Origin of the sequence: Bacillus sp. 16GRE42 (assembly GCF_019837435.1) — a bacterium.
GTDB classification, from domain to species: Bacteria; Bacillota; Bacilli; order Bacillales; family Bacillaceae_G; genus Bacillus_A; species Bacillus_A wiedmannii.
Map to the genome: position 1 here is coordinate 755,527 of NZ_JADAXF010000001.1, position 15,174 is coordinate 770,700.

Annotated in this window: 17 protein-coding genes; 6 read left to right on the forward strand and 11 right to left on the reverse strand. The window is 35.1% G+C overall.

The window, feature by feature from the left end:
• Positions 1 to 161: 161 nt before the first annotated feature.
• Together ILS93_RS03905 and ILS93_RS03910 are read right to left on the reverse strand one after the other, a co-directional pair.
• Positions 162 to 1,943, reverse strand: a complete 1,782-nt coding sequence (locus ILS93_RS03905) for an S-layer homology domain-containing protein (protein ID WP_064475826.1) — start codon at positions 1,941 to 1,943, stop codon at positions 162 to 164.
• Positions 1,944 to 2,256: 313 nt separating this feature from the next.
• Positions 2,257 to 2,715 (reverse strand): hypothetical protein, encoded by a 459-nt coding sequence (locus tag ILS93_RS03910; RefSeq protein WP_064475827.1) that lies wholly within the window; start codon positions 2,713 to 2,715, stop codon positions 2,257 to 2,259.
• Positions 2,716 to 3,048: 333 nt separating this feature from the next.
• Here ILS93_RS03910 and ILS93_RS03915 point away from each other — a divergent pair, with 333 nt between their 5' ends.
• The gene (locus ILS93_RS03915; RefSeq protein ID WP_064475828.1) at positions 3,049 to 3,756 is read left to right on the forward strand and encodes a DNA alkylation repair protein; all 708 of its coding nucleotides are present in this window, start codon (positions 3,049 to 3,051) and stop codon (positions 3,754 to 3,756) included.
• A 98-nt stretch (positions 3,757 to 3,854) separates the two neighbouring features.
• Here the strand turns inward: ILS93_RS03915 and ILS93_RS03920 are convergent, their stop codons facing one another.
• A complete protein-coding gene (locus ILS93_RS03920; RefSeq protein WP_064475829.1) occupies positions 3,855 to 4,187 on the reverse strand; it encodes a DUF3895 domain-containing protein in 333 nt (110 codons plus the stop codon).
• A gap of 502 nt (positions 4,188 to 4,689) precedes the next feature.
• Here ILS93_RS03920 and ILS93_RS03925 point away from each other — a divergent pair.
• Positions 4,690 to 5,793, forward strand: a complete 1,104-nt coding sequence (locus ILS93_RS03925) for an S-layer homology domain-containing protein (protein WP_064475830.1) — start codon at positions 4,690 to 4,692, stop codon at positions 5,791 to 5,793.
• 128 nt (positions 5,794 to 5,921) lie between these two features.
• On the opposite strand, the gene ILS93_RS03930 is transcribed toward ILS93_RS03925, so the two are convergent.
• Complete coding sequence (locus tag ILS93_RS03930) at positions 5,922 to 6,380, reverse strand: VOC family protein (protein ID WP_064475831.1); 459 nt, start codon at positions 6,378 to 6,380, stop codon at positions 5,922 to 5,924.
• 365 nt (positions 6,381 to 6,745) lie between these two features.
• On the opposite strand from ILS93_RS03930, the gene ILS93_RS03935 reads away from it, so the two are divergent.
• The gene (locus tag ILS93_RS03935) at positions 6,746 to 7,156 is read left to right on the forward strand and encodes a DUF4279 domain-containing protein (RefSeq protein WP_098112110.1); all 411 of its coding nucleotides are present in this window, start codon (positions 6,746 to 6,748) and stop codon (positions 7,154 to 7,156) included.
• A 101-nt stretch (positions 7,157 to 7,257) separates the two neighbouring features.
• Here the strand turns inward: ILS93_RS03935 and ILS93_RS03940 are convergent, their stop codons facing one another.
• The 4 genes from ILS93_RS03940 to phaZ form a co-directional block, all read right to left on the reverse strand.
• Positions 7,258 to 7,458, reverse strand: a complete 201-nt coding sequence (locus tag ILS93_RS03940) for an NETI motif-containing protein (protein WP_064475833.1) — start codon at positions 7,456 to 7,458, stop codon at positions 7,258 to 7,260.
• Entirely contained in the window at positions 7,442 to 8,638 is a 1,197-nt protein-coding gene (locus tag ILS93_RS03945) for an MFS transporter (RefSeq protein ID WP_222660016.1), read from the reverse strand. Before ILS93_RS03945 ends, ILS93_RS03940 begins: the two co-directional genes overlap by 17 nt.
• Before the next feature lie 113 nt (positions 8,639 to 8,751).
• Positions 8,752 to 8,985: a hypothetical protein gene (locus ILS93_RS03950; protein ID WP_064475835.1), complete on the reverse strand. Its 234-nt coding sequence runs from the start codon at positions 8,983 to 8,985 to the stop codon at positions 8,752 to 8,754.
• Between the two features lie 67 nt (positions 8,986 to 9,052).
• Positions 9,053 to 9,964 carry an intracellular short-chain-length polyhydroxyalkanoate depolymerase gene (gene phaZ / locus ILS93_RS03955; RefSeq protein WP_141669121.1) on the reverse strand — a complete coding sequence of 304 codons (912 nt, stop codon included), beginning with the start codon at positions 9,962 to 9,964 and terminating at the stop codon, positions 9,053 to 9,055.
• Between the two features lie 174 nt (positions 9,965 to 10,138).
• Here phaZ and ILS93_RS03960 point away from each other — a divergent pair, with 174 nt between their 5' ends.
• The 3 genes from ILS93_RS03960 to ILS93_RS03970 all read left to right on the forward strand — a co-directional run bounded on the left by ILS93_RS03960 (position 10,139) and on the right by ILS93_RS03970 (position 13,133).
• A complete protein-coding gene (locus tag ILS93_RS03960) occupies positions 10,139 to 10,555 on the forward strand; it encodes a MarR family winged helix-turn-helix transcriptional regulator (protein ID WP_064475837.1) in 417 nt (138 codons plus the stop codon).
• Positions 10,556 to 10,570: 15 nt separating this feature from the next.
• Complete coding sequence (locus ILS93_RS03965) at positions 10,571 to 11,770, forward strand: MFS transporter (RefSeq protein ID WP_001190340.1); 1,200 nt, start codon at positions 10,571 to 10,573, stop codon at positions 11,768 to 11,770.
• Between the two features lie 103 nt (positions 11,771 to 11,873).
• Complete coding sequence (locus tag ILS93_RS03970; protein WP_222660018.1) at positions 11,874 to 13,133, forward strand: serine hydrolase domain-containing protein; 1,260 nt, start codon at positions 11,874 to 11,876, stop codon at positions 13,131 to 13,133.
• Between the two features lie 63 nt (positions 13,134 to 13,196).
• Here ILS93_RS03970 and ILS93_RS03975 read toward each other — a convergent pair whose 3' ends face one another.
• From ILS93_RS03975 to ILS93_RS03985, 3 genes are read right to left on the reverse strand one after another with little or no spacing between them, the layout of a single operon-like run.
• The gene (locus ILS93_RS03975; RefSeq protein WP_149174092.1) at positions 13,197 to 13,985 is read right to left on the reverse strand and encodes an ABC transporter permease subunit; all 789 of its coding nucleotides are present in this window, start codon (positions 13,983 to 13,985) and stop codon (positions 13,197 to 13,199) included.
• Complete coding sequence (locus ILS93_RS03980) at positions 13,982 to 14,887, reverse strand: ABC transporter ATP-binding protein (RefSeq protein ID WP_222660021.1); 906 nt, start codon at positions 14,885 to 14,887, stop codon at positions 13,982 to 13,984. The genes ILS93_RS03975 and ILS93_RS03980 overlap by 4 nt, the downstream gene beginning before the upstream one ends.
• Positions 14,884 to 15,123 carry a PLD nuclease N-terminal domain-containing protein gene (locus tag ILS93_RS03985; RefSeq protein ID WP_222660023.1) on the reverse strand — a complete coding sequence of 80 codons (240 nt, stop codon included), beginning with the start codon at positions 15,121 to 15,123 and terminating at the stop codon, positions 14,884 to 14,886. The genes ILS93_RS03980 and ILS93_RS03985 overlap by 4 nt, the downstream gene beginning before the upstream one ends.
• Between the last annotated feature and the right edge of the window lie 51 nt (positions 15,124 to 15,174).

The following is a 15,174-nucleotide window of genomic DNA, read 5'->3' on the forward strand; positions in this document are numbered from 1 at the left end:
GTTGTTCTTGTAGTTGTTTTTGTTTTTGTTTTTGTTTTGTTTTTTTAGTGATTTATTACTTGGTAGGTGCTTATGAGGGGCTTGGAAGGGGCTTCATAGGGGCTAAAATAAAAAGGAGCTGTTCCAAATTTTCATTTTGGATAGCTCCTTTACCATTCTTTCTATTTTTGACTTGCATCTAACATCTTCACTAAAAAGGCAGCTGCCTCACCACGAGTTGTTGTACCTTTAGGATTAAACTCATTATTTCCAACGCCAGTAACTACCTGCAAGCTGTATAATCGTTGAACAGGCTGTTTGTATGTGATCAAATGTGTATCCCTAAATGGTAATGCGACTAATTCACCTGTAACACCTTTATACTGTAATGCGTTATCAATCATAATCGATGCTTCTTCACGAGTGATTGGTGCATTCGGGTCAAAAACCCCTCCGCCACGACCGCTAATAATCCCTGCACTTGCACTACGTTTAATACCGCTATGAAGTGATGAATGCGCTTTGTTAATATCTATAAATGACTTATTTCCTTCTGGTAGTTTAAGAGCATTTGCGATTAATGTCGCAAACTCAGCTCTCGTTACATTACGGTAAGGCGCAAATACACCATTTCCTTCCCCATGCATAATACCTAGACTGTGAAGTTTACGAATATGTCCCTCAAACCATCCACCTGTAATATCATCTTTTGGCTTTTGTACTTCTTCTTTTGGTACATTGTAGTTAATTTTAATCCAATTTGGATTATAAAAAATCCATTCTCCATTTCCTACTTTGTACCAACCGTCTTTAACTGCTAACACTTTGTAACGGTCTCCGTTTGAAGCTTTACGAACAGTTTGATGTTCAATTCCTGCACCGCTACGTACGTTTATACCGTCACCATTAACGACTAGCTCCATGCTAGGTTCCGCTGGATTAAATTCATTTGAATCAAATAACTCGTTTCTTTCTTGTAAAGGCGAGTCAATTTGCGCATTAACATTTGCATACCATTGAATACCTTGTACGAAGCCAGTCCAATTCCCACGAGAAATTAAAATATCAGGACATTTTTTTCCGCTCCATTGTTGATGCCTGTAAATGTGATCCGCGCTAATTCCTTCTTTATTCATTAAGTAACCTGCAAGTCGCTTCGCATTCTCTAACGCTTTATTGTAATCTCCGTCTTGGTTAACTGAAATTTCAATACCGATAGATTCTCTGTTTCCTGAGCCATCACCATCTCCTGCATGCCAACCATTTTCATTTGTTGGTAGGTGCTGATAGATTTGTTTATCGTCTACTGTAAAATGCCATGAAGCTGTTCGGAACGTACCTTCCGTTGCTTGTTTATACAAATATTTCGCATGATTTTCAGCATTCGCACCGCGAGCTGTGTTTGCAGTCTCATGAATTGTAATGTAACGTGCTTTCATCGGATTGGCCGGGCGAATATCAGGATTTCCTGCTGGAACAATCCACTCTACAAACGGGGCACCTGCAAGTGTTCCATATTTCTTTGTAGTCATCGATGCACTATACTGAATAGCTCTTGGCTTTTCAACCGGCTTCATTTCGCGAGGAGAACCATCATTTCGACCATCTACATGTTCAAATGCCTTTTCAATGTTTGAAATAGCTTCATCTTCTGCTACTTGACCTGTTTTAGCTTCTTTCATTTTATTTAGTTCTTCTGTTTCAGAATGTTTATGCTTATATTCTTCTAGAAGTATTTTCTCGTTTTCTGATACTTCTGCTTCGTTAATTTGCATGTGATCTGGAGTTTCTAGATTGAAATTAGAATAACTTAATCCGCTCGTGCCACTCTCCCCTTGCGCGATAAGAAGTTGATCAGTTTGAAGATTTTTACTCTCTTCTGCTGATATCACTAAAGGTGCGCTCCCTAACATTACTAAACTTGTTGATAGTGCAATTACTCTTTTTTTTATAATTGTATTCATTGCTATATGTAATATTTACACAGCTCGTGTAAATATCTTAACCTCCCTTTATCTTCTCATTAGTGAAAGACTATGAATCTACTATGTACTTCTAATATAACTTTTTCATCACTTATGTATGTATAAAAATATGTTTATTATATCCTTTTATAAATACTTTCTATCCTCAGCAGGCAAATCATAGTTTCTAAGTCAAATTTCTATAAAACCCCTTAACGAACATTATTTTACAACTAATTATAAGTACCGTCAAAAACACTCACAAAAGGGATAATTAATAAAGTAAACTTACATTTTTTCATTTTAACTTTTATTACAAATTCCCTTTAACGTTTTCGACAATCTCATTTATCGTATTTCGATCAAACTTATCACTAATTTCATATGGATCACGATCTCCTACTAGTTGTACGCCTACGATATCGTTGCGGTCCTTACCAAATTGCACTTCAATAATAGCTCCCCGCTCTACTTGTTTCCAAATGTAACTTGCTTCATCTTTATTATCTAAAATAATACAGTCCTCGATATTTTCATCAATCCCTATTAACTTGTTATCATCTATAAACCCAACCTCGTATTGTTGACGCTCTTTCGCTTTGCCACTTACTAATATACCTTTGCTACCATATGAATAATCCATATAGTCCTTTTTCTCAGATTGTACCACTTTCGGCTCTTTTGCTTTAGTTTTTTCATCGTTCTCACAACCCATAATGAAACTGATTGGCATCACCGTAGTTAGTACCACTCTAGTAAATTTCTTTATCATTTAGAATCGACCTCACATATTTAATATAAAACCCCATTTATTACCTTATTAAAGGATAACATGATACTACAGCAAACGCGTCAAAGAGAAAGCATTATTTACATCCCCTCACTATGCGGAGAGCCATACATCCATATTGTTTCTCCCCCTTTTATCTTCATGTTGTATCTTCACAACAATAAACAACTAACTAAATTATCGATAAATTACACAAAGTGGACATCCTACTCACATAAGACTTAAAATTGAGATGTATGGAAGACATGATAAAAAATATAGGCTAGTTGTTCGCAGTTAAAATGGTCTTTATATTAAGGAAGGAAGTGCACAGCAATGGATTTTAATACAGTTATGCAAGAGCTTGAGGCCCTTGGTAAAGAAAGAACAAAAAAAATATACATATCTAACGGCGCACACGAGCCAGTTTTCGGCGTAGCCATAGGTGCTATGAAACCAATCGCTAAAAAAATAAAATTAAATCAAGAATTAGCTGAAGAACTTTATGCCACAGGCAACTACGATGCTATGTACTTTGCAGGCATTATTGCCGATCCAAAAGCTATGAGTGAATCGGATTTTAATCGGTGGATGGATGGGGCGTATTTTTATATGCTATCTGATTATGTTGTAGCAGTAACTTTATCAGAGTCAAATATGGCACAAGACGTTGCTGATACATGGATTGCAAGTGGAGACGAGCTACGAATGTCTGCAGGCTGGAGTTGCTACTGCTGGCTTTTAGGCAATCGTAAAGACAATGAATTTTCCGAAAGCAAAATTTCCAATATGCTTGAAATGGTGAACAATACGATTCATGATTCGCCAGAACGAACAAAATCCGCTATGAATACTTTTCTAAACACAGTAGCGATTTCATATGTGCCACTACACGAAAAGGCAGTCGAAATCGCAAAAGAAGTTGGTATAGTCGAAGTAAAACGTGAAAATAAAAAGAGCAGTTTGCTAAATGCTACAGAAAGTATTCAGAAAGAACTTGATAGAGGAAGACTTGGTTTCAAACGTAAGTATGTTAGATGTTAAATGATCAAAAAGGTGTCAATCTAAGCAAGATTGACACCTTTTTGATGAGAAAAACGAATGAACTTCCCCTGGAAATTATTCATCCCCTCTTGTACACCTTATGCGTTAAACATTTCTTCATTCAATTTATAAACCCTATCTCTTTTCTCATCACTTTTGACAAAAATAAGCTTTCCTTCTTTAACAAAACCTTCTAATAGTAAGCATACTTCTCCATATGCTTTAGGCTTATTCGTTGTGAATCTTTCATCTGATATTTTTCCAGCTCGTATTAATTGTTCACATAGCTCAAGTGCACTTATTTCTTCAGAATCCATTAATTCCAATATATCTTTTTGCAGTGGTGATAAAGGTACTGGTATTTCAGTCACCTCCACCTTTCCTTTCTCGTTTTCTTCTTCAAATAAATCTTCAAATGAAATTTGATTCATTACTTCTTTTCCTTTCTAACGATCGATTTGTATAACATGAACTGAATCCTATAGCGTAGTTATTGTTATGTATTCCTTACCTTATTACATAAATATCAAACTCATGTACATCGTTTCATATAGTATGTTTTGATTATACCAAATATATGTTCTATCTTCTATCGTAGATTGAAAAAAGGAACGTTTTACTGTTCACAAATAGCGAAAAGGGATTTAAATAATTTCGTTGAATGGATTTATAGAAATAACTTCAAAATCAACTTTTATTGTATATTTTTGAGTTACTTTACATTTCACTCTATATACCATTTTTAAATAGAGATGAATATTTATAGATACTATGATTAAGTTTCATGCAGATTAGCAAAATAGATATTTATTCCATAGAAATTTATGGTAAACATTTATCATTTATATGTTATAATCTCGATGTAAACATTTAAGTATATTAAATGTTTACTAAGGTTATTCAATATGTTTACTTTAACAAGGGGGCACACAAATGAGCAGAAAAACAAGTAAAGTTAAAAAGTTTTTTGGATTCGTACTAACCGCAGCACTAGCAACTACAACGATGGTAGGCACAGTAAATGCAGAAACAACTACGAAAACAAATGGTAATGCAAATAGCTATAAGGTAGTTAGCAATAATGACACTGTATTTACAGATGTACCAAAGGACCACTGGTCAAAAATTGCTATCGATTACTTAGCATCAGCAGGGATTTATAAGGGATACGGAAATGGGAAATTTGGTTTTGGGGACAATGTTACTAGAGGACAGGTAGCTTCTTTAGTCAATCGACATTTAGGTTTAATAGCAGACGATAAACAGGCGAATATGTTTAGTGACATTACAAATCATATGTTTGAAAAGGATATTAAAGCCATTGCGCAAGCTGGAATTATGACAGGTGATGGATCAGGTACATTTCGTCCAGATGATGTTTTAACTCGGTATGAGATGGCAGTAGTGTTACAAAAAGCATTTCATCTAGAATCAAAAGGACAAGGGAGCTTTAAAGATGTACCAAAAGGTCATTGGGCCTATGAATCTGTAAATGCAGTGCGTAGTAACCGTATAGCACAAGGTGACGAATCAGGTAATTTTAATGGCAACATGATTGTGAAGCGTGAGCAATACGCACAATTTTTCTATAATGCAATAGCCAAGAACAGATCTTATAATTTCAACATCAACTCAAAAGAAGAACTGAAACAAATGTTAACAACAGCTTTACAGAATGGGACGTTTGGTCCATTTAAATTAGATGCACTAGGTAAAGATATATCTGAGGTAAAAAAAGAATTTGGAGCGCCTGATGTTTGGAAGCAAGCACCATGTACAGAATGTGATGCCCCTAATACAGCGGTATACGGAGATTATAATATTGATATGTACCCTTCAGACGCTAGATATATATGGGTGAAAATGGATATCTCTATCAACGAATTAAAAGAGTGGTTTGGTGAACCAGATGGAATCGGTGAGGATATGACTAGTGAAGGCTTTATATATAATCGAGGAAGCTATTCTCTTTATTTCAGCTTCTCTGATGGTTATATTCAACGCGCTGAAATATCTAAAGCTGAAGATCGTTATTAAGTTACAAACAATATAAATATATAAAGTATAAAAAGATCCTTCAAGAACACGCTTTTTCTTGAGGGATCTTTTTGTATTCCTATCTATTTTACATAGTACAAATCTATAAAGCTCCCACTGATTAAACTTTATTTTTCTTGATGCTCAGCATCCCATTCACTTAAATACGTTGCATATTCTAATTCATCTGGATCATCATATAACATGGAAATAAACTCTAATTTATTTCCATCACAATCTAGAAAATATACGCTTGCAGCTGGCATCCATCTTTGGACAATCGGTTCTCGATTTCCTTTTCCCTGACTCCCTACTACCTTTATTCCACGTTTCTCTAACCATAATTTTGAAGCATTTAAAAACTCTAAATCTACACGAAAGGCGAAGTGTTTCGTCTCAAACTCTTCATTCGTATGCATTTCCCATAACCCGAGCATTTGCTCTTTATTTTCTCCTATCCAAAAGAACGCAACTCGTCTTTTCAATAGTTTTTTTGCTACCGTTAAGCCTAACTTATTTTGATAGAAATCTATCGCCTTTTCTAAATTCCTTACATGTAAATGAGTTTCATATATGCTTTGTATCATTATATATTTCCCCCTCCCCTACATTCTGATTTTTAAAAATATGTTTTGTTTTTATCATACAAATTAATATATTTTTAAGCATCCTACTTTTGTATAATTGTTCTTTCCTACAAAGGTATAGGTATCCAGCTTTCACTAATATCCCAACGCTGGAATTCAATACAATGAAACTAGTAAGGTTTTATTCACACACACTAATCATGCTTTTATGGATAATTGGCTCTCACCTACTTTCCTCTCATTAGAAGCTTTGCTGCCCACAAATAGCAGGATAAAAATTCTATTTACATTCATAAATTTTTATAATGTAATAAGATTAACATCTTAATAATAGAGGAGGAACCATTCTGGATAAGACCAAAGTTATGGCTTATTTTAGTGCAACGGGTGATATATTCCCTGTTGAAGCAATTACTGACGCCCTAAGTATCGAGCCTACAAGAATTTATAAAAAAGGTGATGTTGTTGCAAGACGTGATAATCCGAATCTTGTATCCACCAAAATCATATATAGAAAAGAGACGGATTGGACTTTAAGCACTGGATACGAAGAATCATACGATATAAATAATCAGTTGCATGTTATTCTAAAATTCCTTGAAGGGAAAACAGAACAATTAAAACATCTCAAGAAGAAATATAGTTTAGAGTACCTTTTTATAGTAGTGATTCAAGTGAAGAATAACGAATCACCCGCGATGTATTTACAAAAAGATATAATTGATTTTGCTAGTTCCATTCAAGCAGAAATTCATTTTGACCTATATATTTTGTAACAATAAAAAACGCTATTGATATTGGAATCAACAGCGTTTTTTATGTGACTATATGTTTTATCTTGCTTGTACCCAAAAGCACATTCTTTTTATATAACTTATTACTTCAATTTTCCCTCAAAAACAATTTTCCTACCACACGGTTCAACTTCTGTTTTGCCGTTTTTCTTCACTTCATGAAAGATTGGCTCTTCCATGCGACGTGATGGCGCATAGCCTTCTCGTTCCATACGTGCTAAGCAGTCTGTAATTGTTTCGTTTTCGAGTACTTCAAATTTCTTTTTATTAGGTTGTTTTGTCATGCCCTAACCTACTTTCTATTTTTCTTGATGCGAATTGATTCTTCATGTAGACCATATATACCATTGCGAGAATTCCCATTATAATCATAACCGCAATAAAAAAGCTTGTATACTGTATTTTTTCTATAAATACGCCTCCTAATACAGGTCCCATAATACTACCTAAACTAAAGGCGATTCCAGATAATATATTACCTGCTGGTAGTAAGTGCCTCGGTAATAAATCTGTCATAAATCCAAGACCTAATGAGAAACACGATCCAATGACCATACCAGCTAACAGCATACAGGCAAAAACGATCCAGTAATATTGATCAAATACTGCTGTAAGTAGGAAAATACCCGTACTTACGCTGAACGTCCACGTTAAAATACGATCTCTTCCGTATTTATCACTTAATATACCGAGCGGAATTTGTGTAATAATGCCCCCAACTGCGAACGCTGGTAATAAGAAGGATACATCTGAAACAGACCATCCTTTACGAAGCGCGTATACTGGTAAGTTACTATTTAACATTGCTTCCAGTACACCATATGCAAGCGGTCCTAGTAATGCAATCCATCCTAATCCAACAACTTGTTTATAACGAGAAAATGATGATTCACCCTTCACTTCTCTTTCATCTTGCGCCGGGAATGCATTTTTCGTTGGGAGTAATAAAAGCCAACCTATTAAGCAAAGTATCGTAGATATAATAAATGGCGTTGCAAGACCGTACTGCACAGTGCTTGCTAAATACGGACCAACCGCAAAACCAATTCCGAAGAATACACCGTATATCGATACTTGTCTACCAATTTTACTCGGGTCTGATGTTGTCGTAATCCATGTTTGTGTTCCGACATGAAGCATATGATCTCCGACTCCAACTAGAAATCTAAGAATAAACCATACCCAAAATGAAAAAGTTTGTGTAAAAAAGAATAATGAAATAATAACGAGAAACCCACCAATAACGATAATTGGCTTCATTCCAAACTTTTGCATCGGTTTTTCAAGAAACGGTGAAATAACTAATATCCCAATGTATAATGCCGTCGCATGAATACCGTTAATACTTGAACTAACCCCTTCTTGTTCAAAAATCATTGCAATGGCAGGTAAGAGCATCCCTTGTGACAAACCCGAGATTGCTACAATTCCAACCATAATCCAAAATGTAAAACGCATTGACATCCCTTTCCCTCTCCTTCTCACGCTGTCCACCTTTTATTATAAACTGTTTCTTCAAATGCGTGTACGAATATTCGCAATAAAAAAGAAGCTAAAAGAATGAATCTTTTAGCTTCTTATCCTTCCCATACTTGCGCTTTCACATTGTGGTGAAAGTGCTTGAAATATGGATTTCCATAAAATGATGAGCCATATAAGTATTGCTGTGCACTAGCAATTGGTGGCTGCGGGTATTGCATTTGTAATGGAACTACAGATGGTGAAACTTGCATATACATCGGATCAATAATAAATTTTATATGTTGGTGATGGTTATATGGAGAATGATATATTAAAAGCGGATTATGCATTGACTCTCTCCCCTTATACATACAAATGTTATAGTATATGCAACACTTCTCATTTCGGGGATTATTTCTATTCTAACCAATCTTCTACATGTTTTATAAATACATCTAAACAATCAATAAAAGGCGAATGACCGCAATCCTCTAACACTTTTAACTCTGCATTTGGCAAATGTTTTGCTAATTCCTCACCGACTACTTGCGGTACGACGTAATCTCTGTCACCTTGTATGACGAGTGTCGGAGCTTTAATATGATGAATTTCTTTATTTCCCTCTACAACTCCGTTATGTTCATCCGAAATATTAAATGTAATGAGCGCATAATTCACATCTACGAAATTACGCTGCGTTAACATATCGTCTAAATACTTGTCATAACGGTCCGGTTCAGGTTGATTATGTGTATATATTAATAGATTCCATACTGTACGGTAATATAATTTATTCATATTTTTTATCGCATCTAGCACTGGAGCAATTTGTACGGGATCTTGTGCAACCTCTTCTTTCGTCTTTACTAAACTTGATACGATTGGCTGCCCGTTTATATCTTTTTTAAAAATTGGATATCCCTTCATGCCTACTGATTCTACTAAAATTAACTTTTCAACAAATGTTGGATGATTCGCTGTAAATTGCATCGCAACACCACCGCCCATTGACCAGCCCATTAATGAAAATTTCTCTAGTTTTAATTGATCGATAAATAGTTTTACATCTCTTGCAAAGTCTTGTAATGAATCTATCGATTGATTATATGTTGATTGGCCAAATCCTCTTAAATCAAGAGCGTAAATATGGTATCGATCTTGCAGCTTTTCAATTACTAAATCCCAATGTTGTGACGATGTCATGTTTCCGTGAATGAGTACAAGAATTTCTGTATTTTGCCTTCCAACTTCCTGATACGCAATCGTTTCTCCGTTCGATAGTGAAACAAACTCCATTGTTGCAGGCTTAATCATCACAAGTTCCCCCATTCTAATTAATAGAAAGAAAATTCTTTACTTACTTAAAGAATAACATACAGAATGTACGTTCTCAACATAAAGCCTATACGAAATTTTTACATAACTCAACATGTCTATTACTAGACAATTATAATAAAAAAGTATATAGTTAGCTAGGTAACTAATTTGAAAGGATCAAAATACATGGACGAAAAACAACATTTTTTTCACATTGTCAGCCAGACTTCTCGAAAATTCACAAAGAAATTTAATGAACGCGTATCTCCAACTGGGCTATTCAGTGCGCAATGGGCTGTTATTTTCCGCATTAATCAAACCGGTTCTTGTACGCAAACAGAATTGTGCCAATACTTAAATGTTGAATCACCAACGATGACTCGTACGTTAACACGTATGGAAACGATGGGTTGGATTATTCGTACAGAAGGAAAAGATCGTCGTGAGAAGCTCATTTCTTTATCAGAAACAGCGATAAAAATGATTCCGGTATGGCAAGAAGAAGTTGATACTTTCGAAGAAAAAACACTAGAAGATATTAACGAAGATGATTTACATCAAGCATTTGAAGTGTTACAAAAAATCATTAAAAATTTAGATTAAATTGGAGGGATGACGATGCAAAGTGAGAAACTTTGGACAAAGGATTTCCTCGGAACTTGTTTTAGTAGTCTATTTCTCTTCTTAACATTCTATATGCTTATGACTACTCTGCCTGTCTATGTAATAGACGGCCTAAAAGGAAAACCTGAGGAAATTGGTTTAGTTGCAACTGTTTTTCTTATTTCATCTGTTTTATGTAGACCATTTACAGGAAAATGGCTCGATGAATTAGGGAGAAAGAAAATTTTATTTATTTCACTTTCATTATTTTTAGCTGCTACCGTTATGTATTTCGGTGCACAAAGTTTATTTTTATTACTTGCCCTTCGCTTCTTACATGGTATTGGGTTCGGTATGGCAACAACAGCCACAGGAACAATTGTAACTGATGTTGCGCCAGCTCATAGACGAGGCGAAGCACTTGCATATTTCGGCGTATTCATGAGTCTGCCTATGGTAATTGGTCCTTTTTTAGGTTTAACAATTATTTCTCATTTTTCATTTACTGTACTATTTATCGTTTGTTCCGTATTTTCATTACTTGCATTTTTATTAGGACTACTTGTAAATATTCCGCATGAAGTACCAGTGAGCAAACAAAAACGAGAAAAAATGAAATGGAAGGACTTAATTGAACCATCCTCTATTCCGATTGCTCTGACAGGATTTGTTTTAGCCTTTTCTTATAGTGGTATTTTATCCTTTATTCCTATTTATGCGAAAGAAATCGGTTTAGGAGAAGTTGCTAGTTACTTCTTTATTGTATACGCACTCGTTGTTGTAATTTCTCGTCCATTTACAGGAAAGATTTTTGATCGCTTCGGTGAAAATGTACTTGTTTACCCAGCTATTATTATTTTCACAATTGGGATGTTCATTTTAAGTCAAGCACAAACTCCGTTTTGGTTCCTTGGCGCAGGTATGTTAATCGGTTTAGGTTACGGAACATTAATTCCAAGTTTCCAAACGATTGCGATCTCTGCCGCTGCAAACCATCGACGTGGTTCTGCGACAGCTACGTACTTCTCATTCTTTGATAGTGGTCTCGGTTTTGGTTCTTTCATTTTAGGTATCGTCGCAGCGAAATCAAGTTACCATAATATGTATTTTATCGCAGCTATTATCGTTGCTTTCACTTTACTTCTCTATTATGGATTACACGGACGAAAACAAAAATTCAAGAAACAACATACAGACGGAAAAGTTTCCGCTTAACACGAATAAGGAAAGTAAACGGGGAAGTTTACTTTCCTTATTTTGTATTTCTTTCACTAGAAGCGTATACTTATAATAATAGAAATAAAAAGGAGGGACCGATATGAAACTTAAAAAATCTCCCCTACACTTACTCATAATTACATTTATATTTGTAATTACAGGGCTCGGTTTTACATACTTCAAACATAATAAAACAATCCCATCGAAAAATAACGTGACGAAGAAAAATTGGTTAGATGATCCGTACTTACGTTGGTCGTACACACATATGAAAGAATTCACTTTAATTAACGAGGTAAAACATAACCCGGATCACGTTTCTAATTTCTCTACCACATCGCAAAACTTAGACGATTTTGCTGTGGAGCGTAGATTTGGAAATACAACTCCTCTAAAAAAACTTTTAGACGATAACAAAACGGATGCTTTTGTCGTGGTACACAATGGACAACTTGTTTATGAACGATATTTCAATGGATATAACGAGAGTGAACCTCATGGCATGGCATCATTAGCGAAGGTCTTTACTGGTGCAATTATACAATCTCTCGCTGAAGAAAATCGTATTGACTTAGAAAAAACAGCTGACGCATATATAAAAGAATTAAAAAATACACCGTTCGGTAATGCCACACTTCAGCAATTAATGGACATGCAAGTTTCTGTAGAATATCCTACTCACGGATACGAACATCCAGCGTTAGAAAATCAAGATGCACAACTATATTTAGCGAGCAATATTTTACCTAGAGGTAAAAACTACGACGGTCCGATGAAAATTTATGATATGTTACGAGAAGCAGAAGAAACTGCATCGCCTGGTTCCGATTTTTCTTACGATAACGGATCAGCGGAAACACTCGCTTGGGTTATTCGAACGATCACTGGTAAATCATTAGCGGATAATGTTAACGAGCGCATATGGTCTCAAATTGGTATGGAAGAAAATGCTTATTACGTCACCGATGAAACAAAAGTTGAACAAGCTAGTGCTGGTTTAAATGCAACTGCTAGAGATATGGCTAGATTCGGGCAATTACTATTAAACAACGGGGAATATAACGGAAAACAAATTCTCCCTTCTTCTATTACTGAAGATATAAAAAATGTCCAAGAAGGTGAACTTGCAGTTGGCCCTGGAGCTTCCATTTCTTATCATAATCAATGGTGGATTCCGCACAATGAACAAGGTGCTTTCGAAGTGTTAGGCAGTTACGGACAAACACTTTACATCGATCCGAAAGCAAATATGGTCATTGTCCACTTCTCTTCTAACGCTACGCCAAGTAATGAAATACATTCAGTTTACTCAAATATGTATATTGATATTGCACATCATTTAGAGAAGCTTCCACAGTAGTGGAAGCTTTTTCTTATTGGGGTGTTTATTTTAATAAATCTCCTCATCACGATTATTCTTTTCTTATTCATACGTGAATTTTTTATTAACAATCCAATAATTTGTTAAGAAGAGTGTCAATAAGATCCAAATAATCGTTAGTAGTACATTGACCACTGCGGTTGCATTCACTCCCCCCGTGACTAACATTTCCATTGCATGTTTACTCATACTGGCTGGATTAACCTGATCTATTATTGGATTCAAACCGACAATTATTCTACAAGCTAAAAGAAAAACAATTGAAATTAGCGCAATAATACCTTGAGTTTGAAAAATAGCACTTATCATTATTGTGAAAGATACGATAAAAAGAACCCAAATTAAATAAAATAGTAATCCAGTAATCATGTGCAAAAACGGAACAGCAGTAAAAAGGTAGTTTATATATAGATAAGAAGTAAAGTACCCAATCATTACACTGAACGCTACTATTACATAATTTGATACTATTTTCCCCGCTATATATGAAGTAACCGTAACAGGTCTTGTTAAAATAAAGGCCAACATACCGTTGGCTTTATCTGTTTGAATGGCACCCATCATAGAAATTACTAGAATCATAAGTCCGAGCTGATCAAACTGAGACCCCAAAGTACTTGCTAGTACTTCGCCTCCTTGTTGTGCTGTCATACTCGGATCGATGGTAATCCCCTGCCCTCCACCTAATGATCCTAAAATGGATGGCAAGTAATGCGTTACTATTGGCTGTGTTGCCCCTAAAAATATAAAAACAATTGGTAGCCAAATCATCTTAAAATCACGTATCATTTGAACACATTCTTTTTTTATCAACACCATTAGATTATTCATTTTTGCACCACCAATTTCAAGAAAATTTCTTCTAAAGTATCGTTGTTTATTTCAAATTTAACGATGTCCACTTTATGCTCGAGTGCATTTTGCAGTAACATATTTTTATTCATTTCGATACTTTCAACCTTCACTTTGACTTTAAGCCCAATCACTTCTACGTCCTTCACATAGGGCAACTTTTTTACAACGTCAATCCACTTTCGATCTTTAGCTGTGATTTCAATGATTAACTTATTTTCGCTATTACGGTGTAAAAGCTGAGTAATTGTTGTATCTTCTATTTTTGTACCATCTTTAATCATGACAAATCGTTCACAGATTTCTTCTGCATCACTTAATATATGGGTTGATAATAAAATGGTTGTATCTTTTTTTATTTCTTCAATGAGATTTAATACTTCCCTTCTGCCAATTGGATCTAATGCAGATACTGGTTCATCCATGACAATAAGCGAAGGCTTATGTAATAATGCTTGTGCAATACCAAGTCTCTGTTTCATTCCCCCAGAAAAGGTACTCACCTTTGAACCATCTGCCCCACTTAATCCAACTTTCTCCAAAATTTTTGGTATCGACTTTGACAATGCTTCTTTTTTCATCCCTGAAAGTTGCCCCATAAACATTAGGGTTTCTCGCGCCGTCATCCAATGAAAGAAATTAGGGTACTGCGGTAAGTAGCCAATTTCCCTTTTCATTTTTGATATTTTTATCCCATTCAATAACACTTCACCAACATCTGGATTAATAATATCTGAAATCACTTTTATTAATGTAGATTTCCCTGCCCCATTTGGTCCGATTAACCCTACACATTCCCCTGATTGCAGTTCCATCGAGAAAGTATTGACAGCAATTTTTCCTTTAAATGATTTTGTTACATTTCTAATCTCTAATTTCATAATTTCTCACCGTCCTTTCTCCCTATAACAAAGTACAAAATAGGTCCCAATACGTTAACAAAAAGAATAATTAGCGTCCATACAAATACATTTTTTCTTGTTTTTCTATTTCGATATAAATCAATTAATGCAATGAAAACTAAAAGTGCCCCAACTGCAATAACCGGCAATATTATCGGGAGAAACGCCATAATATCCATGTCTTTAAGATCATTCCATCCATAATGTAGTTGCATTTTTATCATTCCTTCCTAAACTCATTATCATTATTGATAATAATAATGATA